The following is a 23,936-nucleotide window of genomic DNA, read 5'->3' on the forward strand; positions in this document are numbered from 1 at the left end:
TCCCTGATTCCAGAATGCGGAAAGTGTCATCCGTTAGATGGAAGCAGCGTATCGAATGCACGGAGGAACGAAAGTGGCCCCCGTCACAGAGGACGAGGGCCACCCGGCAAGAACGCGGAACATCAAGCGCGGAACATCAAGCGCGGAACGTCAGAGCTTGACGACCATCTTGCCCGTGTTGTCGCCGCGCAGTACCCCGAGGAACGCCTCCAGGTTGTTCTCGATGCCCTCGACGAACGTCTCGCGGTACTTCAGCTCGCCGGAACGGACCCACGCTCCGACCTCCTGCACGAACTGCGGCTGCAGGTCGTAGTGGTCGCCGACGAGGAAGCCCTCGATGCGGCCGCGGGTCTGGATCAGGCGGGAGAGGTTGCGCGGGCCCGGGGCCGGCTCCGTGTTGTTGTAGACGGAGATCTGGCCGCAGATGGCGATGCGGCCGTCGCGGTTCAGGCGCGCGATGGCGGCCTCGAGGTGGTCACCGCCGACGTTGTCGAAGTAGACGTCGATGCCGTCGGGGGCCGCCTCCTTCAGGAGGGTGTGGACGTCGCCCGTCTTGTAGTTGAAGGCGGCGTCGAAGCCGTACTCCTCGAGGAGCAGCTTGACCTTCTCGTCCGAGCCGGCCGAGCCGATGACGCGCGAGGCGCCCTTGAGCTTGGCGATCTGGCCGACCTGACCGCCGACCGCACCGGCCGCGCCGGAGACGAAGACGCTGTCGCCCTCCTTGAAGTCCAGCGTGCGCAGCAGGCCCGCGTACGCGGTGAGGCCCGTCATGCCGAGCACACCGAGGTACGTGGACAGGGGCGCGGCATCCGGGTCGACCTTCACGGCCTGCTTCGCGTCGAACGTCGCGTACTCGCGCCAGCCGAAGAAGTGCAGCACGTGGTCGCCGACGGACACGCCCTCGTCGTTCGAGGCGAGGACGACGCCGACGGCGCCGGCCTGCATGGGCTTGCCCAGCTCGTACGGGGCGACGTACGACTTCGCGGCGCTCATCCGGCCGCGCATGTACGGGTCCACGGATACGTACAGGTTCTTGACCAGGACCTGGCCGGGGCCCGGCTCGGCCACCGGGGCCTCGCGCAGCTCGAAGTCCTCGGGCTTCGGCCAGCCGACGGGGCGGCTGAGCAGGACCCACTCGCGGCCGGTGGTGGGGATCTGGGGGGTGTCGGCGGTCATGCGCTGATCCTTTGTCGAGGGGGCGGAAGCACGTGGGCCGAAGCATGCGAAAAATACTTCAGTACCTGAAACAACAATGCTCCTGAATATTTCATGATGTCAAGCAACTGGGTACCCTGGTGCGTATGGCCGCCACGCGTACCCCCCGCACGGACCCCCTCACGCTCGAGGTCGTCGAGCTCATCGGGGAGATCGTCGCGCGCTACCACCAGGAGTACGAGGAGGCCGCCTCGCGGCACGGGCTCACCGGGGCGCAGGCGCGGGTGCTCGGGCTGCTGTCCCTGGGACCGCTGCCGATGCGGCAGGTGGCGCAGCGGCTGAAGTGCGAGCCGTCGAACGTGACGGGGATCGTGGACCGGCTGGAGGCCCGCGACCTCGTGGAGCGGCAGCCCTCGCCGGGCGACCGCCGGGTGAAGGTGGCCGCCGCCACCGCGGAGGGGCGGCGGATCGCGCGGGCCCTGCGCGAGTCGCTCGACTTCGCGCGGGAGCCGCTGGCCGGGCTTTCGCAGGAGGAGCGGGTGGCGTTCCGGGACATGTTGCGGCGGATGCTCGGGACGGACGTCGGGGCGGTCTGACCGCAGCCCGTTACGCGCACCGCCAGGAGCGCTCTACGTGCACCACCACAGGAAGCGCTCGCACGACTCCGAAGGGCTCGGCTCCGCCGTGGGCGTGGCGGACGACGAGCGGGAGGGTGAGGGCGTCGGCCGGGAGCTCGCGGAGGTGCGCGGTTCGGACGTGGTCGGGGCGGGGCGCGTCGCCCGGTGCGTCGTGTCGGCGTCCACAGGACCGGAGGTCGGTGTGCGCTCCGGTGGCGTCGAGGCGGGGGCCGATGACGTACGAGAGGCGCGGGACGCGGGTGGGGTGGAGCGTTCGGCCGTGGTGGACGGGGACACGGAGTCGGCGCCCTTCGTAGGGGCCTCGGAGATGTCGGGAGCCGCCTGGGCGTGGGATCCACCCCCGGAGGGCCCCTCCCCCAGCCGGGCGACGCCGAGGCCGACGCCGCCGGCGACGAGCGCGATACCCGCCGTGGTGAGGAGGACGCGCCCGCGCCGCCGGGACCGAGCGGAGCGGCGTGTCGAGCGGTGCGCGCGGCGCCGGACCCGCGCCCGGACCGGCGCGGTCTCCTGGCCCGGCTCCTCCTCCGCCGCCCCCTCGTGCGAGGCGACCCACTCCCCGTAGGCCCGCACGGCCTCTTCCGGCGTGCCGCAACCCGGGCAGGCCAGGGCCCCGTTGAGATGTCTGCGGCACGGATGGCAGTAGTCGTCCATGACCAACGGAGGCTATGCGCGGGGCTGGTGGGAGAAAATGCCTGTCCTGTGAAACTTCTGCACGGAACGCGACGCCGATCGACCGGCCCTCGATCACTCCCAGTCCGGTCCGGACCCATTGACAGCCCTGTGAGGCCGACTTACTGTCTCGCCAGCATTTCGAACGTGTGACGAAATTTCGAACAGCACAGGGGGCAACTGCCTTGCGGATCACGGGAATCAGCACGCACGTGGTCGGGACTCCGTGGCGGAACCTGACCTACGTACAGGTGCACACCGACGAAGGACTCACCGGTGTCGGCGAGACCCGGATGCTGGGCCACACCGATGCGCTCATCGGTTACTTGCACGAGGCCCAGGCCAACCACATTGTCGGCTCCGACCCGTTCGCCGTCGAGGACCTCGTACGGCGGATGAAGTACGGCGACTACGGCCGGGCCGGCGAGATCGTCATGTCCGGCATCGCCGTGATCGAGATGGCCTGCTGGGACATCAAGGGCAAGGCCCTCGGCGTGCCGGTGTGGCAGCTGCTCGGCGGCAAGGTGACCGACAAGGTCAAGGCGTACGCGAACGGCTGGTACACCACCGAGCGCACGCCGGAGGCGTACCACAAGGCTGCGCAGGCGGTCATGGAGCGCGGGTACAAGGCGCTGAAGATCGACCCGTTCGGCACCGGGCACTTCGAGCTCGACCACGAACAGTCCCTGTACGCCGTCTCGTTGATCGAGGCCGTGCGCGACGCCATCGGGCCCGACGCCGAGCTGATGCTGGAGATGCACGGGCGGTTCTCCCCCGCCACGGCGATCCGGCTCGCCCGCGACCTGGCGCCCTTCAACCCGGCGTGGCTGGAGGAGCCGGTGCCGCCGGAGAACCTCAAGGCGCTGGAGAAGGTGGCCGCGAAGGTGGAGATGCCGGTGGCGACCGGTGAGCGGATCCACGACCGGATCGAGTTCCGGGAGCTGTTCGAGAACCAGGCCGTCGACATTCTGCAGCCGGACGTCGGCCACATCGGCGGCATCTGGGAGACGCGGAAGCTGGCCGCCACCGCGGAGACGCACTACATGCTGGTGGCTCCGCACAACGTGGGCGGGCCTGTGCTGACCGCCGCCTCCCTCCAAGTCGGCTTCACCTCGCCCAACTTCAAGATTCTCGAGCACTTCAACGACTTCGCCGACGCGGAGATCAAGAAGGTCGTGAAGGGGGCGCCGCAGGTCGTCGACGGCTACTTCGAGCTGTCCCACGAGCCGGGCCTCGGCGTGGAGCTGGATGTCGACGCCGCGGCCGAATTCCCGCAGCAGCAGGCGCGGTTCGACCTGTGGGCCGAGGGCTGGGAGAAGCGCGATCCGAAGGCGGCGTCGTGAGCTCCGCCGTCGTCGTCGAGGCGCCGGGCAAGCACCGGGTCGTGCCGCACGAGCCCGCGGCGCCGGGCCCCGGCGAGGCGCAGGTGCGGGTGCACGCCGTGGGGATCTGTGGCAGCGACCGCGAGGTGTACCAGGGCAACAGGCCCGAGGGGTACGTGCGTTACCCGTTGACGCCGGGGCACGAGTGGTCCGGCGTGGTCGACGCGGTGGGCGCCGGGGTGCCGGCGTCCCTGGCCGGGCGGAAGGTCGTCGGCGAGGGGTTCCGCAACTGCCAGGTGTGCGCGCGGTGCCATGCCGGTGAGACGACGCTGTGCACCGACGGGTACGAGGAGACCGGGTTCACCCAACCCGGCGCGATGGCAACGACGTTGACGCTTCCCGCGCGGCTGCTGCACACGCTGCCCGACGACGCCGACCTCACCGCCGCCGCGCTACTCGAACCGGCCGCGTGCATCGCCGCCGCCGCGATCAAGGCGGAGGCGAGGCCCGGGGAGCGGGTGGGGGTGGTCGGGACCGGGACGCTCGGGATGTTCGCCGTGCAGTTCCTCGCGGCGGCCTCGCCTGCGGAGCTGGTGGTGGTCGGTACGCGGGGGGAACGGGAGGATCTGGCGCGGAAGTTCGGCGGGACCGATTTCCGGCTGCGTACGGACGAGCTGCCGGACGACCTCGACGTCGTCATCGAGACCGCCGGGTCCGCCTCGGCGGCGCGTACGGCCGCGTCGTTGCTGCGGCGGGGCGGGCGGCTCGTGCTCACCGGGATTCCGGCGGCCGGGGCGGCGGAGGGTCTTGATCCGACGGATCTTGTGGTGCGGCAGTTGGAGGTGCGGACCGTGTTCGGGGCGGCGGCGGATGCGTGGGGGCATGCGGTGCGGATGTTCGGGGCGGGGTTGCTCGATCCGTTGCCGCTGGTGACGCATCAGGTGCCGTTGGAGCGGTTTGCCGAGGCGATCGAGTGGGTGGGGGCGGGGGACCCTGCGGTCGGCAAGGTGTTGTTGCGGCCCTAGTCGAGGGCCGGCTGCGCCTGCGGCGGGCTTTCTTCCCCATGCCCGCCCCTTCCCGAAATGGCGCTTCGCGCCCCGTGGTTGAGGCCGCGGGGCTCCGCCCCGGACCCCGCGCCACAAACGCCGGCGGGGCTGGATTTAACCGAACCTCGTCCGAAATGTCGAACGACTCGTACTCGTAAAGGAACACCGTGACCGACACACCCCGCCGACCCGGCGAACCCGCTCTCTCCGCTCTCGGGCTCAGCGCTCCCGCGCACGAGCCCGGCGACGCCTCGCCGCACGCCTTCCCCGACGGTGGTACCTGGCGTACCGAGATTCCGTCGGTCGAAGGGCCGGAGGCCGTCGCCACCGTGCTCAAGGAGTCCTCGCGGCTCGACGTGCCCATTCACCGGATCAGTCAAGGCAGCGGCATCTGGATGCTGCGGGACGCCGAGATCCAGGAGATGGTCGAGGCGACCGCCGAACGGGACATCGAGCTCTGCCTGTTCACCGGGCCGCGCGGCACCTGGGACACCGGCGCCTCCGTGCGGACCGACTCGGGCGGCGCAGGGCTGCGCGCCCGTGGGCACGACGCCGTCGCCGGATGCGTCGAGGACGCCGTGCGGGCCACGGAGTTGGGCGTGAAGTGCCTGCTCGTCGCCGACGAAGGCGTGCTGTGGACGCTGCACCGGGCGCGCAGCCAGGGCATCATCCCGGCCGACACCACGCTCAAGGTGTCCGCGCTCGTCGGGCCCGTGAACCCGGCCGCGTACGCCGTGTACGAGCGGCTCGGGGCCGACTCGTTGAATGTGCCGAGTGATCTGACGCTCGCGCATCTCACCGAGATCCGGCGGGTCTCCGGCGCGCCCATGGACATGTACGTCGAGGCTCCCGACGACCTCGGCGGCTATGTCCGGATGTACGAGATCGCCGAACTGGTGCGTCGCGGCGCCCCGTTGTACCTGAAGTTCGGTCTCGCCAAGGCTCCGGCCATCTACCCGTACGGCGCCCAGCTGCGCGACGTCACCCTGGACACCGCCCGCGAGCGGGTGCGCAGGGGTCGGCTCGCGCTCGACCTGCTGGAGCGGCACGGGGCTGCCGGCGGGATGTCGCCGCTGGGCTCGCGGCTGCCGGGAGCGCTGAGCCGGTTCGACACGGGCCAATAACGTTCCGGGCACGGAACTTCCCAGAACTGGACAGGGCCGCGCAGAATCCAACGCATCTGCACTCGTCAACCCGCGCTCCGCGCAAGGGACTTCGCACCACCCGCATTTGTGCACTCACACATCAAGGATGATGACCATGCGAAACCGTCGAGCCGTTCTCACCGCGATAGCCGCCTCCGCCTCCCTCGCGCTCACCCTGTCCGCCTGCGGCCAGAGCGGCGAGGGCGGGAGCAAGGACGAGAAGAAGAGCGCGAAGGGCTCCACCGTCGGCATCGCGATGCCGACCAAGTCCTCCGAGCGGTGGATCGCCGACGGCAATAACGTTGTCAAGTCGCTGAAGGCAAAGGGTTACAAGACCAAGCTGGCGTTCGGTGAGGACGACCCCGACCAGCAGGTCTCCCAGATCGAGAACATGATCACCCAGGGCGTCTCGGCGCTGATCATCGCCTCGATCGACAACAAGTCGCTCACCAACGTGCTGCAGGAGGCGAAGGACGCGAACATTCCGGTGATCGCGTACGACCGCCTGATCCTGGACTCGAAGAACGTCGACTACTACGCGACGTTCGACAACGAGAAGGTCGGCCAGCTCCAGGCCGGCGCCATCGTCAAGAAGCTGGGCCTCGACAGCGGCAAGAAGGGCCCGTTCAACCTGGAGCTGTTCGCCGGTTCCAACGACGACAACAACACCAAGTACTTCTTCAACGGCGCGATGTCGGTGCTCAAGCCGTACATCGACAAGAAGCAGCTGGTCGTCAAGTCGGGGCAGACCAAGCTCAACCAGGTCACGACGCTGCGCTGGGACGGCGCCACCGCGCAGAAGCGCATGGACGACATCCTCACCTCCACGTACAAGAGCGAGAAGGTCGACGCGGTGCTCTCGCCGTACGACGGCATCTCCATCGGCATCCTGTCGGCGCTGAAGTCCGACGACTACGGCACGAAGGCGAAGCCGCTGCCGGTGGTCTCCGGTCAGGACGCCGAGGTCGCCTCCGTGAAGTCGATCATCGCGGGCCAGCAGTACTCGACCGTCTACAAGGACACCCGCAAGCTCGCCGAGGTCTCGGTGGACATGGTCGACGACGTGCTCAACGACAAGAAGCCCAAGGTCAACGACACCAAGACGTACGACAACGGCGCCAAGGTCGTCCCCTCGTACCTGCTGACCCCGGTCAGCGTCGACAAGACCAACTACCAGAAGACGCTGATCGACAGCGGCTACTACACCAAGTCCGACCTGGGCATGAAGTAGCCCGTCCACGCCTCAGAGAAGGGCACGACCATGGCGGGACCCGTCCTGGAAATGCGCTCGATCGTCAAGACCTTTCCCGGCGTCAAGGCGCTGTCGGACGTCTCCCTGAGCGTCCGTCCCGGCGAGGTCCACGCCATCTGCGGGGAGAACGGCGCCGGAAAGTCCACCCTCATGAAGGTGCTCTCCGGCGTCCACCCGCACGGAAGTTACGAAGGGGACATCCTCTTCGAGGGGGAGCACTGCGAGTTCAAGGACATCAACGCCAGTGAGGCGCGCGGCATCGTCATCATCCACCAGGAGCTGGCGCTCGTGCCGTTCCTGTCGATCGCCGAGAACATGTTCCTCGGCAACGAGCACGCGAGCCGCGGCTTCATCAACTGGCACGAGACATTGGGACACGCGACGCGCCAGCTGCGCCGGGTGGGCCTGAACGAGAACCCCAACACCCGCGTCGCCGACATCGGGGTGGGCAAGCAGCAGCTCGTGGAGATCGCCAAGGCGCTCGCCAAGGAGGTGAAGCTGCTCATCCTGGACGAGCCGACGGCGTCCCTGAACGACGAGGACTCCGACACGCTCCTCGATCTGATCCTGGAGCTGAAGGACCAGGGCATCACCTCGATCATCATCTCGCACAAGCTGAACGAGATCCGCAAGGTCGCCGACTCGGTGACGATCCTGCGCGACGGGCACACCGTCGAGACCCTCGATGTGCGGGCCCCGGAGACCACCGAGGACCGGATCATCTCCGGCATGGTCGGCCGCGACCTGGACAACCGCTTCCCCGACCGCACCCCGCACCAGCCGGAGGCAGGCGCCGCGCCCGCCATGGAGATCCGCAACTGGACGGTGCACCACCCCATCGACCGTGAGCGCAAGGTCGTCGACGACGTCTCGCTCAGTGTGCGCCGCGGCGAGATCGTCGGCATCGCGGGCCTGATGGGCGCGGGCCGCACCGAGCTGGCGATGAACGTCTTCGGGCGTACGTACGGCAGGTATGCGGGTGGAGTGGTCCTGAAGGACGGCAAGGAGATCCGTACCAGGCACGTCTCCGACGCCGTCGGCCACGGGATCGCGTACGTCACCGAGGACCGCAAGCACTACGGCCTCAACCTCATCGACACCATCGGCCGCAACATCACGATGAGCGCCCTGGACAAGGTCGCCAAGCGCGGGATCGTCGACGAGCACGAGGAGCGGCAGGTCGCCGAGGGCTACCGCAAGTCGATGAACATCAAGGCCCCCACGGTGTTCGAGCCGGCGGGCAAGCTGTCGGGCGGCAACCAGCAGAAGGTCGTCCTCAGCAAGTGGATCTTCGCCGGGCCCGATGTGCTGATCCTCGACGAGCCGACGCGTGGCATCGACGTCGGCGCCAAGTACGAGATCTACACGGTCATCGACAAGCTGGCCGCCGAGGGCAAGGCGGTCGTCTTCATCTCCTCCGAGCTGCCCGAACTGCTCGGCATGTGCGACCGCATCTACACGATGGCCGCGGGCCGCCTGACCGGCGAGCTGCCGCGCGCCGAGGCGACGCAGGAATCGCTGATGCGACTGATGACGAAGGACAAAGAGGTAGCACGATGAGCACGAACGTCACGAGCAAGGTCCCGGCGGACGCGCCACCGCCGCCGCCGCGCAAGGCCGGCGACGCGGCCGGTGGCGGGCTGCTCCAGCTCGTCGTCGCCGGCATGCGCCGCAACATGCGCCAGTACGGGATGCTGATCGCGCTCGGCCTGCTGGTCGCCGTCTTCGCCGTGTGGACCGACGGTGACCTGATCCTGCCGCGCAACGTCTCCAACCTGGTGCTGCAGAACAGCTACATCCTGATCCTCGCGATCGGCATGATGCTGGTCATCATCGCGGGCCATATCGACCTGTCCGTCGGCTCGTTGACGGCGTTCGTCGGCTCGATGGCGGCGGTCCTCACGGTCAGCCACGACGTGTCCTGGCCCGTCGCCATGATCCTCTGCCTGGTGATGGGCGGCATCGCCGGTTCGATCCAGGGCTGGCTCATCGCGTACGGCGGCATACCGTCGTTCATCGTGACCCTGGCCGGCATGCTGGTGTGGCGCGGGCTCACCGAGATCCTGCTCAAGGGGCAGACGCTCGGCCCGTTCCCGGACGGCCTGCAGAGTCTCGGCAACGGCTTCCTGCCGGCGGTCGGCCCGAACACCAACTACCACAACCTCACCCTGCTGCTCGGCGTCGTGCTCGCCGCCGCCGTGGTGTGGCAGGAGCTGCGCGACCGTCGCCGGCAGCGCGAATTCTCCCTGGACGTCGTCCCGTTCAACCTGTTCATGCTGAAGCTGGTCGCGATCGTCGCGGCGATCGCGGTCGTGACGCTGCTGCTCGCCAGCTACAAGGGCACCCCGATCGTCCTGATCGTCCTCGGCGTCCTGGTGGTCGGCTACGGCTATGTGATGCGCAACTCGATCTTCGGGCGGCACATCTACGCGATCGGCGGCAACCTGCCGGCGGCGAGGCTCTCCGGCGTGAAGAACAAGAAGGTCACCTTCTACGTCTTCCTGAACATGGGCGTGCTCGCGGCCCTGGCGGGTCTGGTCGTCGCCGCCCGCCTGAACGCGGCCTCGCCGAAGGCGGGCCTCAACTTCGAACTCGAGGCGATCGCCGCGTCGTTCATCGGCGGCGCGTCGATGAGCGGCGGCGTCGGCACCATCCTCGGCGCGATCATCGGCGGTCTCGTCCTCGGCGTGCTGAACAACGGCATGAACCTGCTCGGCGTCGGCTCCGACTGGCAGTCGGTGATCAAGGGCCTGGCCCTGCTCGCCGCGGTCGGCTTCGACGTGTGGAACAAGCGCAAGTCCGGTTCGTAAGTCAGTTTCGTTACTCACTTTCAGGAGCCGCACAGATGGAACTGAGCAGACGTACGGTCATGGCATCCGCCGCGGCGGCCGGTGTCGCAGCCACCGCGCTCGGCGGCACGGCACACGCGTCGGGGAGCACCTCCGCGAACGCGTCGGGAAGCAGGAAGCCCGTGAAGGAGTCCTTCGGCAAGCTCGCCGACGGCACGAAGATCTACCGCTGGTCGCTGGAGAACGGCGGCACTCGACTGAAGGTCCTGAACTACGGCGGCATCGTCCAGTCGCTCGAACTCCCGGACCGGCACGGCCGGTACGTGAACGTCTCCCTCGGCTACGACACCGTCGAGGAGTACGTGGCGGGCACCACGTTCTTCGGCGCCACCATCGGCCGCTACGGAAACCGCATCGCCAAGGGGAAGTTCACCCTGGACGGCAAGGCGTACCAGGTCTCCGTGAACGACGGCGAGAACTCGCTGCACGGCGGCGCCAAGGGCTTCAACACCCGGGTGTGGGACATCGAGCCCTTCACCTCCGGCTCCGACGTCGGCCTGCACATGCACTACACGTCCGTCGACGGCGAGATGGGCTACCCCGGCACGCTGAAGACGACCGTCACGTACACGCTGACGGCGCGCGGCGACTGGCGCGTGGACTACGAGGCGACGACGGACAAGGCGACCGTCGTGAACCTCACCAACCACACGTACTTCAACCTCGCGGGCGAGGGCAGCGGCACGATCTACGATCACGAGCTGACGCTGGCCGCCTCCCGCTACACGCCCACCGACGCGGGGCTCATCCCGACCGGTGAGCTGGCGAAGGTGCAGGGCACCCCGTTCGACTTCCGCAAGGCGAAGGCGATCGGCCGCGACATCCGCACCAGCCACCCGCAGCTGATCACCGCCAAGGGCTTCGACCACAACTGGGTCATGGACAAGGGCATCACCGCGAAGCCGGTCCTCGTGGCGACGCTGCGCGATCCGGGCTCCGGCCGCAGCCTGAAGATCGCCACGGACCAGCCGGGCCTGCAGTTCTACTCGGGCAACTTCCTCGACGGCACGCTCGTCGGCCAGTCGGGGCGCACCTACCGGCAGGGCGACGGACTGGCCCTGGAGACCCAGCACTTCCCGGACTCGCCGAACCAGCCGAAGTTCCCTTCGACGGTGCTGCGTCCTGGTGAGACGTACCGGACGACGACGGTGCACTCGTTCGGCGTGTAAGCAGTTTCTGAACACGGCGGCGGCCGGGGCCCTTCGGGGTCCCGGCCGTTCGCGTGCCCGGCCTCAGTAGGCGACGGGCCAGCCGCTCCCCCAGTTCAGCAGGTTGACGCCCATCTTGGGCGCCCCGCCGTCCGTCCCGTCGTAGTAGTGGTAGACGAGCAGATCGCCGTCGGAGTCGGAGAGGACGGACTGGCCGCCGGGCCCGATGTACTTGCCGTGCGTGGCAAGCACCTCGGTGCCGCCGTTCTCCGTCATCCGGACGCCGTTCTTGTCGACGTAGGGTCCGGTCGGCGAACTCGCCCTGCCCACCTTGATCTTGTACGTGGACGAGGTGCCGGCGCAGCAGGTGTCGTACGAGGCGAAGAGGTAGTAGTACGCGCCGTGCTTGACGACCGCGGGGCCCTCGACGGCCTTCGTGCCCGTCGGCCTGGCGGCCAGCGAGCGGACGGCCTTGTCGGCGGCGTACTGCTTGCCCGTCGACGGGTCGAGCCTGATCATCTTGATGCCGGAGGACCAACTCCCGAACGACAGCCACCACTTGCCGTCGCCGTCCACGAAGAGGTTCGGGTCGATGGCGTTGTAACCGGAGGACGTGGTCGTGGCGTGCACAACGCCGTGGTCGGTCCAGGTGCCGGGCTGCCCACTCGGCGATGTCGCGAAGCCGATCGCCGAATGCGTCGAGCCGAAGGTCGAGACGGAGTAGTACATCAGGTACTTGCCGCCGTGGTACGAGACGTCGGGCGCCCACACGTCCTTGTCCGGGTTGTACGTCGACCACCACGACGGGAGCGTCGTGAAGGCGGCGCCCGCGCGCTTGAACGCCGTGCGGTCGGTGGAGGTGCGGGCCTCGACGCCGTTGTGCGTGGAGTAGACGACGTAGCCGCTCGACGTCTTGATCATCGACGGGTCGTGCACCGATACGTCGCCGGTGAGGACGCCGGAACCGGGGTAGGCGGCGTGGGCGCTGCCGGGGACGAGGGCGTAGGCGGTCGCGGCGGCGACGGCGGTGGCGAGCACCGGGAGCAGGCGGCGCTTGCGCAGTGCGTGGCGGCGGACGCGCGCTCTTCGTGTGGGGGTTTCATCCTTCATGCCGGTGAGTCGCCGCGGAGGGGGTGGAGGTTGCCGTGGGCGGGGCTGAGGTTGCTGGGGCGGGGGGGGTGCGGCGTCACGCACGTCACATTCGCCCCACGCGCTGAACACCGGCCGGCACACCCCCGTACTGATGCCCGACACCCACCCGGCCGATGGGAGGCATGTGATGAGCGGAAGCGTCGTCTCGCTGTTCCAGGGCTCGACGGCCCACTCCCCGTCGTACGGCCAGCTGACGCGGGCCGGAGCGGGCGGCGGCAGCGGCGGGGTCGTCGACTTCTGCATCCCCTGCAACCCCTACTTCCCCACCCCCGCGATGCTGGAGACACTCCGCGCCCGGCTGCACGAGATCCTGACGTACTACCCGAGCAGCGCCGAGCACATCACCGCCGAGCTGTGCCAGGTCCTCGGCCTCAATCCGCAGACCGTGGCGATGGGCAACGGCTCGACCGAACTCATCACCTGGATCGACCACTTGCTGGTCCGCGACTCCCTCGCCGTGCCGGTGCCGACGTTCGGCCGGTGGACGGACCAGCCGATGGAGACGGGCAAGCGGGTCGACATGTTCCCGCTGCCCGAGCGCGACGGGTTCGCGCTCGACCCGGCCGCGTACGCGGAGTTCATCCACGCGCGCGGCTCACGGGTCGCCGTCGTCTGCAACCCGAACAACCCGGACGGCGGCCTGCTCACCCGCCGGGCCCTGCTCTCCCTCGTCGACGAGCTGCGCCACCTGGACCTGATCGTCATCGACGAGTCGTTCCTCGACTTCGCCGACGCCGACGGCGGGCAGGACCCCAGCCTCGTACAGGAAGCGGTACTCCGCCCGAACGTGATCGTGCTGCGCAGCCTCGGCAAGAACTTCGGCCTGCACGGGGTCCGCTTCGGCTACCTGGTCGCGAACCCGGGCCTGGCCGGCCGGGTCCGCTCGGCGCTCCCCAAATGGAACCTCAACTCCTTCGCGGAGACCGTCGTCTTCATGCTCCGCGAGCACCGCCAGGAGTACGCCGACAGCCTCCGCCAGGTGACCCGCGACCGCCAGGAGATGCGCTGGCACCTGGCGCGCCTGCGCCCGCTCACCGTCTACCCCTCGCAGGGCAACTTCCTCTACGTGCGCCTGCCGGACGGCGTCGACGGCGTGGCGGTCCGCGACCGGCTGCTCGCCGAGCACAGTGTCCTGGTCCGCGAGTGCGGCAACAAGATCGGCTCGTCCAGCAGCTTCCTGCGCCTCGTGGTGCGACCCCAACCGGACGTCCTGCGCCTGGTGGCCGGCCTGGAGTCGCTCATGGGGAGCGGGAATGGAGTCGCCGTGCCCGAGCTGAGCGGAGGGACCACCTACAGCTCGGGCACGGCGGCGGTCGACCGCCTGATCACATCGGTGGGTTCCTAGGGGTTGCGCCAGGCGGCGGGATCCTCGGCCAGTTCCTTCACCGGGTCCGGCAGCCGGTCGTGCGCGAGATCGGCGAGCGTGACGCCCTCCAGGATCTTGCGCACGTTGGCCCGCAGCGCCACCCACAGCGGGAGCAGCGGTTCGGCGGGACCGGTGTAGCTGAGCGCGTTCGGCCGCTCACCCCGCACGGAGACGATGGGCCCCTCCACGGCGCGTACGACATCGGCGACGGTGATCTCGGCGGCGGGCCGGGCCAGCAGATACCCCCCGTTCCCACCCCGCTTGCTCACGACGATGCAGCCGCGCCGCAGATCGCTGAGGATCCCCTCCAGGAACTTGTGCGGAATCTCCTGCGCCGCGGCGACGGCCTCGGCCTTGATCGGGACACCGTCCCCCTCGGCATGAACGGTGATTTCCAGGCAGGCACGTACGGCGTAGTCGGCGCGGGCGGAGATCCTCATGCGCACATTGTGGTGGACGTTCGCGGCGCACGGTGCGGTGGATCTTGTTCGAGTCCTCAGCGGACCTTCCAGCATCTGGGAAACCCAGTCGTTCCCTACCATCCCCATAGGGATGGTGCGTACAGTCGCGACCATGGATTTCTCATGGGCGATAGTCGTCGCGGGTGCGCTCGTCGGTGTGGCAGTGGGCCTCACCGGCATGGGCGGCGGCGCGCTGATGACACCGATCATGGTGATGCTGTTCGGCGTCAATCCGACGGCGGCGATCGGCAGCGACCTGGCCACCTCCGTCTTCATGAAGCCCTTCGGGGCGGCAGTGCACCAGCGCGCTGGCACCGTGCGCTGGGACATCGTGCGCTGGCTGCTGCCGACGGCGATGCCCGCGGCGGTCCTCGGCGCGCTCTGCCTGGGGTTGCTCGGTGACGGAGAGCAACTCCAGGAACGCGTGAAGTACGTCATCGGCGGCGCGCTCGTCCTGGCGGTCATCGGCATGCTGGCCCGCATGTGGCTGGACGCGCGGCGCGGCACGGGCTCCTCCGAGGCCGAGGACGCCCACGTACCGGTCCGCCCCCTCGCCACCCTCACCATCGGCCTGATCGGCGGCTTCATCGTCGGCATGACGTCCGTCGGCTCCGGCTCGCTCATCATCGTCATGCTGATGCTGGCGCACCCGCGCCTGAAGGCGAACCACCTGGTCGGCACGGACCTCGTGCAGGCCATCCCGGTGGTCGCGGCGGCGGCCCTCGGCCACGTGATCTTCGGCGACGTCGCCTTCGGCATGGCGGGCACACTGCTGATCGGCGCCATCCCGGGCGTCGTGGCCGGCGCCCTCCTCTCCACCCGCCTCTCGGGCCCGGCCCTGCGCTGGGCACTCGTAACCCTGCTCGCGGGCTCGGGCCTGGCGATGTGGGGTGTGTCGGGAACGCCACTGCTCCTGGTGTGCGCGGCGTTCGCGACGGCGGGCGTGGTGGTCACGCTGCGGGGTCGGCGACGCTCTGTGGTGGTGGCGGGCTCGTCCGCGCCCACGCCCGCCGACACGGAAAAGACCCCATCGGAGGCGGGCTCGAGGGCGTAGCCGGGCAAGCGGAGACTGTGCCGCGGAACCACGGAAATATCGTGGTTCCGCGTCACAGTCCGTTCTTCCGGTCACCCCAACCGGATCACATTCCACGACAGCGGCTCCAGGCCCGCCTTGAGCGTGTCGTCCCAGAGGTGGTGCCCGTCGGCTGTCGTGCTGTGCGGTGTCCACCTCCACCGCTCACCTCAAGCTCCGCTATTCCTCTCTCCTCTCCTACTACTACAGTTCGGAACACTGTTTCGAAGATCATCGCGGGGGGAGGCAACGTTGGGCGTCGTGCTACCCGACGAACTGACATGGCTGCTCGATCTGATCGGCATCGAGTGGCCGAACGTCGACGAGGACGACTACCGGGAAATGGCCGATGCGCTCCGGGAGTTCGCCAACTCGATCGACGGAAGCCGCAACACGACCGCGGCAGCCGTACAGCGTCTCCTGTCCGTCAACGAAGGCCCTGCCACTGACGCGTTCGCTGCGCACTGGGGAAAGGTCGACGGCAAGCACCTGCACAACTTGGCCGAAGCGGGCCGACTGGGCGCCATGGCGTTGGACGGAGCGGCGATCGCCGTCACGGGGGCGAAGGCGATGGCGATCGCTCAACTCGTGGCACTCGGCGTGGAGATCGCCACTGCACAGGCGGCCGCTCCGTTCACGTTCGGGCTCTCCGAACTCGGCGCGCTCGGTGCCACTCAGGCCACCCGCATCGTTGTGCGGCGGCTTCTTCGGGAGGCCGAGCAGATGGTGGTGGACGAGATCATGGGCCTGGCATCGGGCCCGGTGTTCTCAGCACTCGGCAGCATGGCCGGCGACCTCGCGATCCAGGTCGGCGCCAACGCCCTCGGCGCCCAGGGCGGATACGACCTCGGGCAGACCGTGAACGCGGGCAAGCAAGGCCTCGCCACGGGCGTCAACGATGCCGAGGCCCAGGTCTCGGCCCTCACCGGCGGAGAGTCGGCGTCATCCGGCGGTGCAGAATGAGCGACCAGATACGTGCCGACCTGGACGAGCTGCGCAACCTGAGCGCCCGCATCCGCAGCCACGCCGACGACCATGACGCCCGCACGCGCCCGGCCTTGGACCGGGCACAGGGCGCACGCGACCGCACACGCGGTCGGGGCGCGATGGCCGAGTCCATCGGCGGTGCGGTGGACGGGGTCCTGGGGGCGGTCCGCGCCGCCGAACGTCAGCTGCACCAGCACTTGCGGCGGGTGGCCGACGGCGTCGACGAGATGGGCGAGAACCATCGACGGAACGACAAGACCCTGGAAGGAATGCTCAAGCGCATCGTCGACCGTTCGGATGCCCAGGTCGAGAAGCGGGGCCGGCAGGGCGTCGGCATCTCGCGACCTGATCCGACCAAGGAGCCCACGACGGTCACGCTGAAGTGGAAGCCAGGGTTGGACGAGACCCAGTTCGAAGAGAAGTCGGACGCATTGAAGAGGCTGGGGGATGCCGGGGAACTCTTCAAGCTGGACGGAAAAGTCGACCGGGACAGTAACATCACCGCCGACTATAAAGGTGCCCTCGTGAGAATCATCACCGGAAAGGACAGCGGAATCGACCCCGACCTGGCCGGTCCCGCACGCGACCTCGCGAAAAGCATGCAACCCGACCACGTAGCCGAGCTCCAGACGGGGGGACGCGATTCTTGGGAAAATCTCCGCATGCTCGACTCCGACGTGAACTTCGACATCGGCACACAACAAATAAGACCTCAAATATCGAAACTCTCTCCCGGGACCCCCTTGCAGATAGAAACCGACTGGATCTCGCATGACCGCGACAGAAGCCGTCATTGAGCAACTCCGCCAGGAACTCGACACTCGTCCAGAGATGGTGATGTCCGAGATCCGCGAAGGGTTTCGCTCATCACCCCTACCCTCCAACATTCCGCCGAGTTACATGAAATTCCTGCAGCTGGCCGACGGGATGTACTGCGGAACTGCGGTCACACTCTTCGACGCCGCACGCTCCACCAGTCAGCAGTTCTACACCGAGCCGATCGAGGACTGTCCACTTCCCATTACAGCGGAACGACACTTCTGCATCGGCCTCATCAACGAAAATCCGATCTTCCTGGACAGGAGAGACGGAGGTATCTGGTACCCGCCGGACACCACGACATTGTGGTGGATGAACGAGGGTATTAAAAAGTTGAGTGACGGTGTATTCGACTTCTTGAACGAGTGGATCATCTCAACCCGATATGCTAGCCTTGCCGAGCTCACACACGAGGATTTCGACCAGGACGAGTGGGTGACACTTCTGAAAGAAGTCGGCATCGACGTCGACCACCCTGGGGAGTAGAAAATGACAAACCACGCAGAGCTGATCTCCCTGTTCGGGTCCGACGGAGTCATCACGCTCAACAAGGGCGACGCCCTCGACAACGGAATTTCGGAAGAGGACGCCGAAACCCTGTCGGCCACCGGCCTCCCCGCATTCCTCGACGTCATCTTCACCCTCCGGCCGGACGGCGACCCCGCCTCGTTCAGCATCCTCCCCGTCGAGACCGGCGGCGAGAGCATCGAGATCTTCTGCCTGGGCGGCCCGACCGACAGTCCCCACATGAGCTATTGCCTCGATCTCGACCAGGGCCTGGTCATCCTGCTGTCCCAGGGGGACCGGCCTCGCGCGGAGATCGTGAACAGCACGCTCGATCTGTTCATCGAGTTCTTGTACAGGTTCGCCCTGCGCCTGGTTCACATAAAGTCCGCCGACCCGAACCAGAAGACCAAGTACACCCAGGAACTGATTGACTACCTGAAGAGCCGCGACCCGCAAGCCTTCGCGGACCCGAAGAGCTGGTGGAGCATGGTGTACGACCAGTTGAGCTAGCCGAGCTCTCCGGTGACTCCCCTGGCTTCTGGACACACCACCGAGGGGGCGGGGTTGTTGTCGGCTGAACCGGCCGACGACAACCCTGTCCCCTCAGCTTTTTCATCGGAACCCAGTTCCGGAATTCACCCACGTTCCGTGCAGCTGTTTCACAACTCCGCTATTTCACAAATCCGCTGTCACGCCAACCGGATCACATTCCACGACAGCGGTTCCAGGTTCGCCTTGAGCGTGGCGTTCTCCAGGACCGTTCCCGTCGCCGCGTGCGGCGCCACACGGTCCGGTTCCGTGAGGGTGTTGCGGGCGTCCGGGTCGGTGTCGGAGAGGACGGTGTGCTCGGCGATGCGGGTGAGGTCAAGGCCGTTCAGGGCGACCTCCAGGGGGAGCGTCTCCGTCTGGCTGCGGTTCACCGCGAAGACGGTGAGCGTGCCGTCCTCGGCGCGGACCGCCGTGGCGTGCAGGAGGTCGGCCGTGCCGTGGCGCTGCGTGTCGTAGGTGGGGCCCGAGACGCGGACGTCGAGGACCTCGCCGCGGCCGTACTTCGAGGCCGCCGCGAACGGGTAGAACGTCGTCTGCCGCCAGGCCGGGCCGCCCGGCTCGGTCATGATCGGGGCGATCACGTTGACCAGCTGGGCGAGGCACGCCACCGTGACGCGGTCCGCGTGGCGCAGGAGCGCGATGAGGAGCGAGCCGAAGACGACCGCGTCCGTCACCGTGTAGACGTCCTCCAGGAGGCGCGGGGACTCCGGCCAGTCGAGGGCGGCGACCTCGGACTGGGTGCGGGACTGGTACCAGACGTTCCACTCGTCGAAGGAGAGGTTGATCTTCTTCGACGACTTGAGGCGCGCGCCCACGTGGTCGCAGGTCGCGACGACGTTCTCGATGAACGACTCCATGTCGACCGCCGAGGCGAGGAAGGAGTCCCGGTCGCCGTCGTGCTCCTGGTAGTAGGCGTGGAGCGATATGTGGTCGACGAGGTCGTACGTCTCGGCCAGGACCTTCGCCTCCCATTCGGCGAACGTCGGCATCGACTGGCCCGAGCTGCCGCACGCGACCAGCTCCACGTCCGGGTCGATCTGGCGCATCGCGCGCGCCGTCTCCGCCGCGATCCGCCCGTACTCCTCGGCCGTCTTGTGGCCGGTCTGCCAGGGGCCGTCCATCTCGTTGCCGAGGCACCACAGGCGGATGCCGAAGGGGTCCTTGTCGCCGTGCTCGACGCGGAGGTCGGAGAGGGCGGTGCCGGCGGGGTGGTTGGCGTACTCCTGGAGCTCGATGGCCTCGGCGACGCCGCGCGTGCCCAGGTTGAGTGCCATCATCGGCTCGGCCTGCGGGCCGAGCTTGCGGAGGAAACCGATGTACTCGGACAGGCCGAAGCGGTTCGGCTCCGTGGTGCGCCAGGCCAGGTCGAGGCGGGCCGGGCGGTCCTCGACGGGGCCGACCGAGTCCTCCCACTTGTAGCCGGAGACGAAGTTGCCGCCGGGGTAACGGATGGTCGTCACCCCCAACTCCCGTACCAGTTCCAGGACATCGGTGCGCAGGCCCGCCTCGTCCGCGTGCTCGTGGCCCGGCTCGTAGATGCCGGTGTAGACGCAGCGGCCGAGGTGCTCCACGAACGAGCCGAAGAGCCGGGGGTTGACCTGGGCGACGGTGAAGGCGGGGTCCAGGGTGAAGCGTGCGGTGCGCAAGGGGGTCCTTTCGTTTGTGGTTGGTCGGCGCGGGGCGTCGTCAGAGGCCCGGCCAGCCGGTCTTGGTCCAACTGAGCTCGTTCAGGCCCAGCTTGGGTGTGCCGTTGTCCTCGGCGTCGTAGTAGTGGTAGGCGAGCACGTCCTTCCCCTTGTCGCGGAAGACCGACTCGCCTCCCGTCCCGACGAACCGTCCGTGTCCGGCCAGGAGCAGGGTGCCGCCGCCCTCCAGGAGCGGCTTGCCGTCCTTGTCGACGTAGGGGCCGGTGACCGAGGTGGCCCTCCCCACCCGGATCTTGTACGTGGAGTTCACGCCTTGGCAGCAGGAGTCGTACGAGGCGAACAGGTAGAAGTACCGGCCGTGTTGGACGATCGCCGGGCCCTCGACCGCGTACGGGGCATCGGGGCGGGTGGCCAGGTGGTGGACCTTCGCGTCCGGCACCGCCTTGCCCGTCCTCGGGTTCAGCTCGACCATGCGGATGCCGGACCAGTACGAGCCGAAGCTCATCCAGAGTTTGCCGTTCGCCCTGATCACGGCCGGGTCGATGGCGTTCCAGGTGTCCGTGGTCTCGGACGAGAACGCCTTGCCGTGGTCCGTCCAGGTGCCCGGGAGACCGGACGTCGACGTCGCGACGCCGATCGCCGAGTGGTTCGTGCCCCAGGAGGAAACGGCGTAGTACAGCCAGTACGTGCCGTCCCGGTACGAGATGTCGGGGGCCCACGGGTCGCCCGTGTCGTTGTAGTCGAGCCACCAACTCGGGGGCGCGGCAAAGGCGTTGCCCTCGTCCGTCCAGTTCACCCTGTCCTTCGACAGGCGCGCGCCGATCACCCCGCCCGTGGAGTACGCGACGTAGCGGCCGTCCTTGAGCTTGATGACGGTCGGGTCGTGGATGATCTGCTGGCCGGTGATGGGTTGCGGGTCGGGGTAACTCGCCGATGCGTGAGCCGTGTTGGGCAACAGTGCCACCAGAGCGACGGCCGCGATCAGCGCTCTTCTTGCCGTCACTGTCCCGCCAATCCCGTATGGGCCACGCCCGCCACGATCTGCCGCTGGAAGAAGATGAAGACGATGATCAGGGGCAGGCCCGCCATGAGGCCGCCGGCCATCAGCTGGGCCCACTGGATGCCGTAGGAGTTCATGATGGTCGCGATGCCGTTGGGCATCGTCATCAGGTCGGGGTTGTGGGTCACCATGTACGGCCACAGGAAGTTGTTCCACGAGCTGATGAAGGTGAAGATGCCGACCGCGGCGAGCGAGGGGCGCGACAGCGGCAGGATGACGGTGAAGAAGATCCGCCAGCGGCCCGCGCCGTCGATGGCCGCGGCCTCCTCCAGCTCCCGCGGGATGCCCTGGAAGAACTTGTAGAGGATGTAGACCATCGACGCGTGCGCGCACTGCGGCAGGATCATGCCCCAGTACGTGTCGACCATCCCCATCTGCTGGACCGTGGTGAACAGCGGCACGCCGAGGACGGCCGGGGAAATCATGAGGCCCGCCATGACCAGGCCCATCAGGGCACCCTTGCCCCTGAACTCGGTGCGCGCGAAGCCGTATCCGGCGAGCGCGCTGGTCATCACCACGACGGCCGTGACGCACACGGACACGACCACGGAGTTGACGAACCAGTTGGTGATGTTGCCGGTCTCGAAGATGGCGGACCAGGCCTGCCCGGTCCAGTCCTCGGGCAGCCAGTGCGTCGGTGAGGCGACGGCCTCCGTCTCCGACTTCAGCGACGTGAACAGGGCCCAGACCAGCGGCGACAGGAACACGGCTGACACGGCCACCCCGAGGGCGGTGAGCACGATCTGGCTCGGGGTCCAGCCACGGCGGGCCTTGACGCGGATCTGCGGGGCGGTGGTGGTCATCGGGCGCCCTCCTCACGGTTGCGCAGCAGCCACATCCGCGCGAGGGCGACGGACGCGATGATCACGAAGAAGATGATGGAGGTGGCGGAGGCGTAGCCCACGCGGTAGGCGGTGAAGCCCTCTTCGAGGGTGAACTGCACGAAGGTGCGGGTGCTGTCCTCGGGTCCTGGCCCGAAGTCGAACATCACGACCGCCTGGTCGAAGACCTGGAGCGAGGCCAGGATCTGGAGCGCGATGACGAGTCCGGTGATGTTGCGCAGCATCGGCAGCGTGATGTGGACCATGCGGTGCCAGGCGTTCGCGCCGTCCAGCTTGGCGGCCTCGTACAGATGGGCCGGGATGCCCTGGAGGGCGGCGAGGTAGAGCAGGAAGCTGAAGCCGGCGGTCCACCACAGGGTGCAGATGACGACGGCGAGCATCGAGTAGGACTTGTCGGCCAGCCAGGCCGTCTCCAGGCCGAAGACATGGTTGACCATGCCCGCGGTGGGGTTGAACAGCCATTCCCACAGGTTGCCCGCGACGGTCGAGGGCAGCAGGAACGGCAGGAAGAAGCAGAGCCGCCACAGCCATTTCCCGCGCTCGATGTGGTGCGCCAGCATCGCGAGCAGGAACGCCATGACGGTGATGCAGGGCACGACCAGGAGCGTGAAGTACGCGCTGTGGCCGAGCGAGTCCCACAGCATGTCGTCCTGGAGGGCCTCGCGGTAGTTGTCGAGGCCGATGAAGCTCGCGCCCTCGCCGGAGATGTTGGCGTCGGTGAACGAGAGGTACAGGCCGCGCACCACCGGCCAGATCACGAAGAGGCCGAACAGTGCCAGGAACGGCGCCACGAACCAGCCGCCGTGCTGGAAGCCCTGCTTGCGGCGGCGGACGGTGGTGGCCTTGGTGGCGGAGCGCGCGGGCGCCGGGGCGATGACGGTCTGCGGGGTGGTCGTCGTCATGAGACCGCACCTCCCTGGGCGGCGGTCTTGCCGTCCATCGGGTTCTTCGAGGCGAGGAGCTGGGAGAGGGCGCCCTTGAGGCGCCGGGCGGCGGCCTCGGGGGTCGCGGAGCCCGCCGACGCGGACATCACGATCGGGCCGGTGCGCTGGCCGAGCAGTCCGGTGGAGCCCGCGAACCACGCCTTCGGCTCGGTCGCCATGTGGTTCATCGCGGACACGTACTCGCTCTGCGGCTCCATCTTTTGGTACGCGGCCGATGACAGGGTCGGCGTGTACGCGGGGATGTGGCCGCCGAGGGCCCACTTCCTGGCGTGCTTGACGATGTACGCGGCCAGTTGGTGGGCGCCCTCGTTGGCGGCGCCGCCGCGCTCCGCCTGGTGCGGGAGGACGAAGGCGTGGGACTCGGCGTGGGTGGCCTCCTTGCCGAAGACCGGTGGCAGCGGAGTCGCCCCGTACGGCACCTTCGCGGTGTCGAAGACGGGCACCGACCAGTTGCCCTCCCAGGTGAACGGGGCGCCGTTGACCATCTGTTCGGCGCCCTTGGCCCCCTTGACGGAGTAGCCGTCGGTGACGTGCTTGCGCAGGAACTCCAGGACCTGGGTCGCCTTGTCGGTGTCGAAGGTGACCTCGGTGCGGTCGGCGCTGAACCAGGTGCCGCCGAGCTGGGTGTAGAAGGCGACGAACATCCACCACTGGATGTTGAGGTCCTGGACGTTCAGACCGACGGTCTGCACACCCTCCCTGGACGCCTTCTTGGCCTCCTTCAGCACGTCGAACCACTCGTCGGTGGAGGTCACCTTGACCATCCGTCCGTCGCCGTCGAGCAGCCCCGCCTTCTTCAGCACGTCCTTGCGGTAGAAGCAGAGCTGTACGTGGATGTCGAGCGGCAGGCCGTACAGCTTGCCGTCGACCGTCGCGCGCTTCCACAGGACCGGGTTGAAGTCCTCCTCCCGCACGCCGTACTTGGCGAGCAGGCCGACGTCCCAGGCATCGAGGAGGGTCCCGGGCGCGAAGCCGGGGATCCGGCCGAGGTGCATCACGGCGAGGTCGGGGGCGCGGTCCCCGGACGCGGTCATCGCGAGCTTGGAGTAGTACGGATTGCCCCACTGGAGCGTGGAGTCCTTCACGTCGATGTCCGGATGCCCCCGACGAAAGTCGTTCAGCATCGAGATCATGTTGTACCCGTCACCGCCACTGAAGAGGTTCCAGTAGCGCACGCGGGTGTCCGCGCCAGAGGTGAGCGCGTCGGCGCCCGTGCCCATGGCCGCGAATCCCAGGCTTCCCGCGACCGCCAACCCGCCCGCACCTGCGAGGAGTTGTCTGCGGTTCAGGCCAGGTCGTCCCACAAC

Annotated in this window: 23 protein-coding genes; 14 read left to right on the plus strand and 9 right to left on the minus strand. The window is 68.0% G+C overall.

Annotated features, from left to right (window positions below):
- Window positions 1-150: 150 nt before the first annotated feature.
- Window positions 151-1,176, minus strand: a complete 1,026-nt coding sequence (locus tag ACYSUO_RS18995; RefSeq protein ID WP_461777325.1) for an NADP-dependent oxidoreductase — start codon at window positions 1,174-1,176, stop codon at window positions 151-153.
- Between the two features lie 125 nt (window positions 1,177-1,301).
- On the opposite strand from ACYSUO_RS18995, the gene ACYSUO_RS19000 reads away from it, so the two are divergent.
- The gene (locus ACYSUO_RS19000) at window positions 1,302-1,751 is read left to right on the plus strand and encodes a MarR family winged helix-turn-helix transcriptional regulator (RefSeq protein ID WP_461777326.1); all 450 of its coding nucleotides are present in this window, start codon (window positions 1,302-1,304) and stop codon (window positions 1,749-1,751) included.
- Window positions 1,752-1,784: 33 nt separating this feature from the next.
- Here ACYSUO_RS19000 and ACYSUO_RS19005 read toward each other — a convergent pair whose 3' ends face one another.
- Window positions 1,785-2,444 (minus strand): SCO2400 family protein, encoded by a 660-nt coding sequence (locus ACYSUO_RS19005; protein ID WP_461777327.1) that lies wholly within the window; start codon window positions 2,442-2,444, stop codon window positions 1,785-1,787.
- 203 nt (window positions 2,445-2,647) lie between these two features.
- Here ACYSUO_RS19005 and ACYSUO_RS19010 point away from each other — a divergent pair, with 203 nt between their 5' ends.
- The 7 genes from ACYSUO_RS19010 to ACYSUO_RS19040 all read left to right on the plus strand — a co-directional run bounded on the left by ACYSUO_RS19010 (window position 2,648) and on the right by ACYSUO_RS19040 (window position 11,245).
- On the plus strand, window positions 2,648-3,805 hold the full coding sequence (locus ACYSUO_RS19010; RefSeq protein WP_461777328.1) for a mandelate racemase/muconate lactonizing enzyme family protein: 1,158 nt from the start codon (window positions 2,648-2,650) through the stop codon (window positions 3,803-3,805).
- Window positions 3,802-4,809 carry a zinc-dependent alcohol dehydrogenase gene (locus tag ACYSUO_RS19015; RefSeq protein ID WP_461777329.1) on the plus strand — a complete coding sequence of 336 codons (1,008 nt, stop codon included), beginning with the start codon at window positions 3,802-3,804 and terminating at the stop codon, window positions 4,807-4,809. Before ACYSUO_RS19010 ends, ACYSUO_RS19015 begins: the two co-directional genes overlap by 4 nt.
- A 188-nt stretch (window positions 4,810-4,997) precedes the next feature.
- The gene (locus ACYSUO_RS19020) at window positions 4,998-5,954 is read left to right on the plus strand and encodes a hypothetical protein (protein WP_461777330.1); all 957 of its coding nucleotides are present in this window, start codon (window positions 4,998-5,000) and stop codon (window positions 5,952-5,954) included.
- Between the two features lie 136 nt (window positions 5,955-6,090).
- Complete coding sequence (chvE, locus tag ACYSUO_RS19025) at window positions 6,091-7,206, plus strand: multiple monosaccharide ABC transporter substrate-binding protein (RefSeq protein WP_461777331.1); 1,116 nt, start codon at window positions 6,091-6,093, stop codon at window positions 7,204-7,206.
- 30 nt (window positions 7,207-7,236) lie between these two features.
- Window positions 7,237-8,787 carry a multiple monosaccharide ABC transporter ATP-binding protein gene (gene mmsA / locus ACYSUO_RS19030; protein ID WP_461777332.1) on the plus strand — a complete coding sequence of 517 codons (1,551 nt, stop codon included), beginning with the start codon at window positions 7,237-7,239 and terminating at the stop codon, window positions 8,785-8,787.
- Complete coding sequence (mmsB, locus tag ACYSUO_RS19035) at window positions 8,784-10,037, plus strand: multiple monosaccharide ABC transporter permease (RefSeq protein WP_461777333.1); 1,254 nt, start codon at window positions 8,784-8,786, stop codon at window positions 10,035-10,037. Before mmsA ends, mmsB begins: the two co-directional genes overlap by 4 nt.
- 35 nt (window positions 10,038-10,072) lie before the next feature.
- Window positions 10,073-11,245 (plus strand): aldose epimerase family protein, encoded by a 1,173-nt coding sequence (locus ACYSUO_RS19040; RefSeq protein ID WP_461777334.1) that lies wholly within the window; start codon window positions 10,073-10,075, stop codon window positions 11,243-11,245.
- A 63-nt stretch (window positions 11,246-11,308) separates the two neighbouring features.
- Here ACYSUO_RS19040 and ACYSUO_RS19045 read toward each other — a convergent pair whose 3' ends face one another.
- Window positions 11,309-12,334, minus strand: coding sequence for an arabinan endo-1,5-alpha-L-arabinosidase (locus ACYSUO_RS19045; RefSeq protein WP_461777335.1), 1,026 nt, complete (start codon window positions 12,332-12,334; stop codon window positions 11,309-11,311).
- Window positions 12,335-12,503: 169 nt separating this feature from the next.
- On the opposite strand from ACYSUO_RS19045, the gene ACYSUO_RS19050 reads away from it, so the two are divergent.
- Complete coding sequence (locus ACYSUO_RS19050) at window positions 12,504-13,721, plus strand: pyridoxal phosphate-dependent aminotransferase (RefSeq protein ID WP_461777336.1); 1,218 nt, start codon at window positions 12,504-12,506, stop codon at window positions 13,719-13,721.
- Here ACYSUO_RS19050 and ACYSUO_RS19055 read toward each other — a convergent pair.
- Window positions 13,718-14,182, minus strand: a complete 465-nt coding sequence (locus ACYSUO_RS19055) for an RrF2 family transcriptional regulator (protein WP_326023324.1) — start codon at window positions 14,180-14,182, stop codon at window positions 13,718-13,720. The two genes, ACYSUO_RS19050 and ACYSUO_RS19055, sit on opposite strands and share 4 nt — an antisense overlap.
- A 133-nt stretch (window positions 14,183-14,315) precedes the next feature.
- Between ACYSUO_RS19055 and ACYSUO_RS19060 the strand changes: the two genes are divergently transcribed.
- The 5 genes from ACYSUO_RS19060 to ACYSUO_RS19080 all read left to right on the plus strand — a co-directional run bounded on the left by ACYSUO_RS19060 (window position 14,316) and on the right by ACYSUO_RS19080 (window position 18,098).
- A complete protein-coding gene (locus ACYSUO_RS19060; protein WP_461777337.1) occupies window positions 14,316-15,257 on the plus strand; it encodes a sulfite exporter TauE/SafE family protein in 942 nt (313 codons plus the stop codon).
- A 279-nt stretch (window positions 15,258-15,536) separates the two neighbouring features.
- The gene (locus ACYSUO_RS19065; RefSeq protein WP_461777455.1) at window positions 15,537-16,238 is read left to right on the plus strand and encodes a WXG100-like domain-containing protein; all 702 of its coding nucleotides are present in this window, start codon (window positions 15,537-15,539) and stop codon (window positions 16,236-16,238) included.
- Window positions 16,235-17,059 (plus strand): hypothetical protein, encoded by an 825-nt coding sequence (locus ACYSUO_RS19070; RefSeq protein ID WP_461777338.1) that lies wholly within the window; start codon window positions 16,235-16,237, stop codon window positions 17,057-17,059. The genes ACYSUO_RS19065 and ACYSUO_RS19070 overlap by 4 nt, the downstream gene beginning before the upstream one ends.
- On the plus strand, window positions 17,034-17,567 hold the full coding sequence (locus ACYSUO_RS19075) for a hypothetical protein (protein ID WP_461777339.1): 534 nt from the start codon (window positions 17,034-17,036) through the stop codon (window positions 17,565-17,567). The genes ACYSUO_RS19070 and ACYSUO_RS19075 overlap by 26 nt, the downstream gene beginning before the upstream one ends.
- A 3-nt stretch (window positions 17,568-17,570) precedes the next feature.
- Entirely contained in the window at window positions 17,571-18,098 is a 528-nt protein-coding gene (locus ACYSUO_RS19080; RefSeq protein ID WP_461777340.1) for an SUKH-4 family immunity protein, read from the plus strand.
- 179 nt (window positions 18,099-18,277) lie between these two features.
- On the opposite strand, the gene arfA is transcribed toward ACYSUO_RS19080, so the two are convergent.
- From arfA to ACYSUO_RS19105, 5 genes are read right to left on the minus strand one after another with little or no spacing between them, the layout of a single operon-like run.
- Window positions 18,278-19,783, minus strand: coding sequence for an arabinosylfuranosidase ArfA (gene arfA, locus ACYSUO_RS19085; protein WP_461777341.1), 1,506 nt, complete (start codon window positions 19,781-19,783; stop codon window positions 18,278-18,280).
- A 40-nt stretch (window positions 19,784-19,823) separates the two neighbouring features.
- Entirely contained in the window at window positions 19,824-20,786 is a 963-nt protein-coding gene (locus tag ACYSUO_RS19090) for an arabinan endo-1,5-alpha-L-arabinosidase (protein ID WP_461777342.1), read from the minus strand.
- On the minus strand, window positions 20,783-21,646 hold the full coding sequence (locus ACYSUO_RS19095; protein WP_461777343.1) for a carbohydrate ABC transporter permease: 864 nt from the start codon (window positions 21,644-21,646) through the stop codon (window positions 20,783-20,785). The genes ACYSUO_RS19090 and ACYSUO_RS19095 overlap by 4 nt, the downstream gene beginning before the upstream one ends.
- The gene (locus tag ACYSUO_RS19100) at window positions 21,643-22,587 is read right to left on the minus strand and encodes a carbohydrate ABC transporter permease (RefSeq protein WP_461777344.1); all 945 of its coding nucleotides are present in this window, start codon (window positions 22,585-22,587) and stop codon (window positions 21,643-21,645) included. Before ACYSUO_RS19100 ends, ACYSUO_RS19095 begins: the two co-directional genes overlap by 4 nt.
- Window positions 22,584-23,933 (minus strand): extracellular solute-binding protein, encoded by a 1,350-nt coding sequence (locus ACYSUO_RS19105; protein WP_461777345.1) that lies wholly within the window; start codon window positions 23,931-23,933, stop codon window positions 22,584-22,586. The genes ACYSUO_RS19100 and ACYSUO_RS19105 overlap by 4 nt, the downstream gene beginning before the upstream one ends.
- Window positions 23,934-23,936 lie beyond the last annotated feature (3 nt).

The sequence above is a fragment of the Streptomyces sp. UC4497 genome, from assembly GCF_054871485.1.

Bases quoted from the DNA above. Each gene is read 5' to 3' on its own strand.
- ACYSUO_RS18995 (WP_461777325.1), bottom strand. From the start codon at position 1,176: ATGACCGCCGACACCCCCCAGATCCCCACCACCGGCCGCGAGTGGGTC.
- ACYSUO_RS19000 (WP_461777326.1), top strand. From the start codon at position 1,302: ATGGCCGCCACGCGTACCCCCCGCACGGACCCCCTCACGCTCGAGGTC.
- ACYSUO_RS19005 (WP_461777327.1), bottom strand. From the start codon at position 2,444: ATGGACGACTACTGCCATCCGTGCCGCAGACATCTCAACGGGGCCCTG.
- chvE (WP_461777331.1), top strand. From the start codon at position 6,091: ATGCGAAACCGTCGAGCCGTTCTCACCGCGATAGCCGCCTCCGCCTCC.
- mmsA (WP_461777332.1), top strand. From the start codon at position 7,237: ATGGCGGGACCCGTCCTGGAAATGCGCTCGATCGTCAAGACCTTTCCC.
- mmsB (WP_461777333.1), top strand. From the start codon at position 8,784: ATGAGCACGAACGTCACGAGCAAGGTCCCGGCGGACGCGCCACCGCCG.
- ACYSUO_RS19040 (WP_461777334.1), top strand. From the start codon at position 10,073: ATGGAACTGAGCAGACGTACGGTCATGGCATCCGCCGCGGCGGCCGGT.
- ACYSUO_RS19045 (WP_461777335.1), bottom strand. From the start codon at position 12,334: ATGAAGGATGAAACCCCCACACGAAGAGCGCGCGTCCGCCGCCACGCA.
- ACYSUO_RS19050 (WP_461777336.1), top strand. From the start codon at position 12,504: ATGAGCGGAAGCGTCGTCTCGCTGTTCCAGGGCTCGACGGCCCACTCC.
- ACYSUO_RS19055 (WP_326023324.1), bottom strand. From the start codon at position 14,182: ATGAGGATCTCCGCCCGCGCCGACTACGCCGTACGTGCCTGCCTGGAA.
- ACYSUO_RS19060 (WP_461777337.1), top strand. From the start codon at position 14,316: ATGGATTTCTCATGGGCGATAGTCGTCGCGGGTGCGCTCGTCGGTGTG.
- ACYSUO_RS19070 (WP_461777338.1), top strand. From the start codon at position 16,235: ATGAGCGACCAGATACGTGCCGACCTGGACGAGCTGCGCAACCTGAGC.
- ACYSUO_RS19075 (WP_461777339.1), top strand. From the start codon at position 17,034: ATGACCGCGACAGAAGCCGTCATTGAGCAACTCCGCCAGGAACTCGAC.
- ACYSUO_RS19080 (WP_461777340.1), top strand. From the start codon at position 17,571: ATGACAAACCACGCAGAGCTGATCTCCCTGTTCGGGTCCGACGGAGTC.
- ACYSUO_RS19095 (WP_461777343.1), bottom strand. From the start codon at position 21,646: ATGACCACCACCGCCCCGCAGATCCGCGTCAAGGCCCGCCGTGGCTGG.
- ACYSUO_RS19100 (WP_461777344.1), bottom strand. From the start codon at position 22,587: ATGACGACGACCACCCCGCAGACCGTCATCGCCCCGGCGCCCGCGCGC.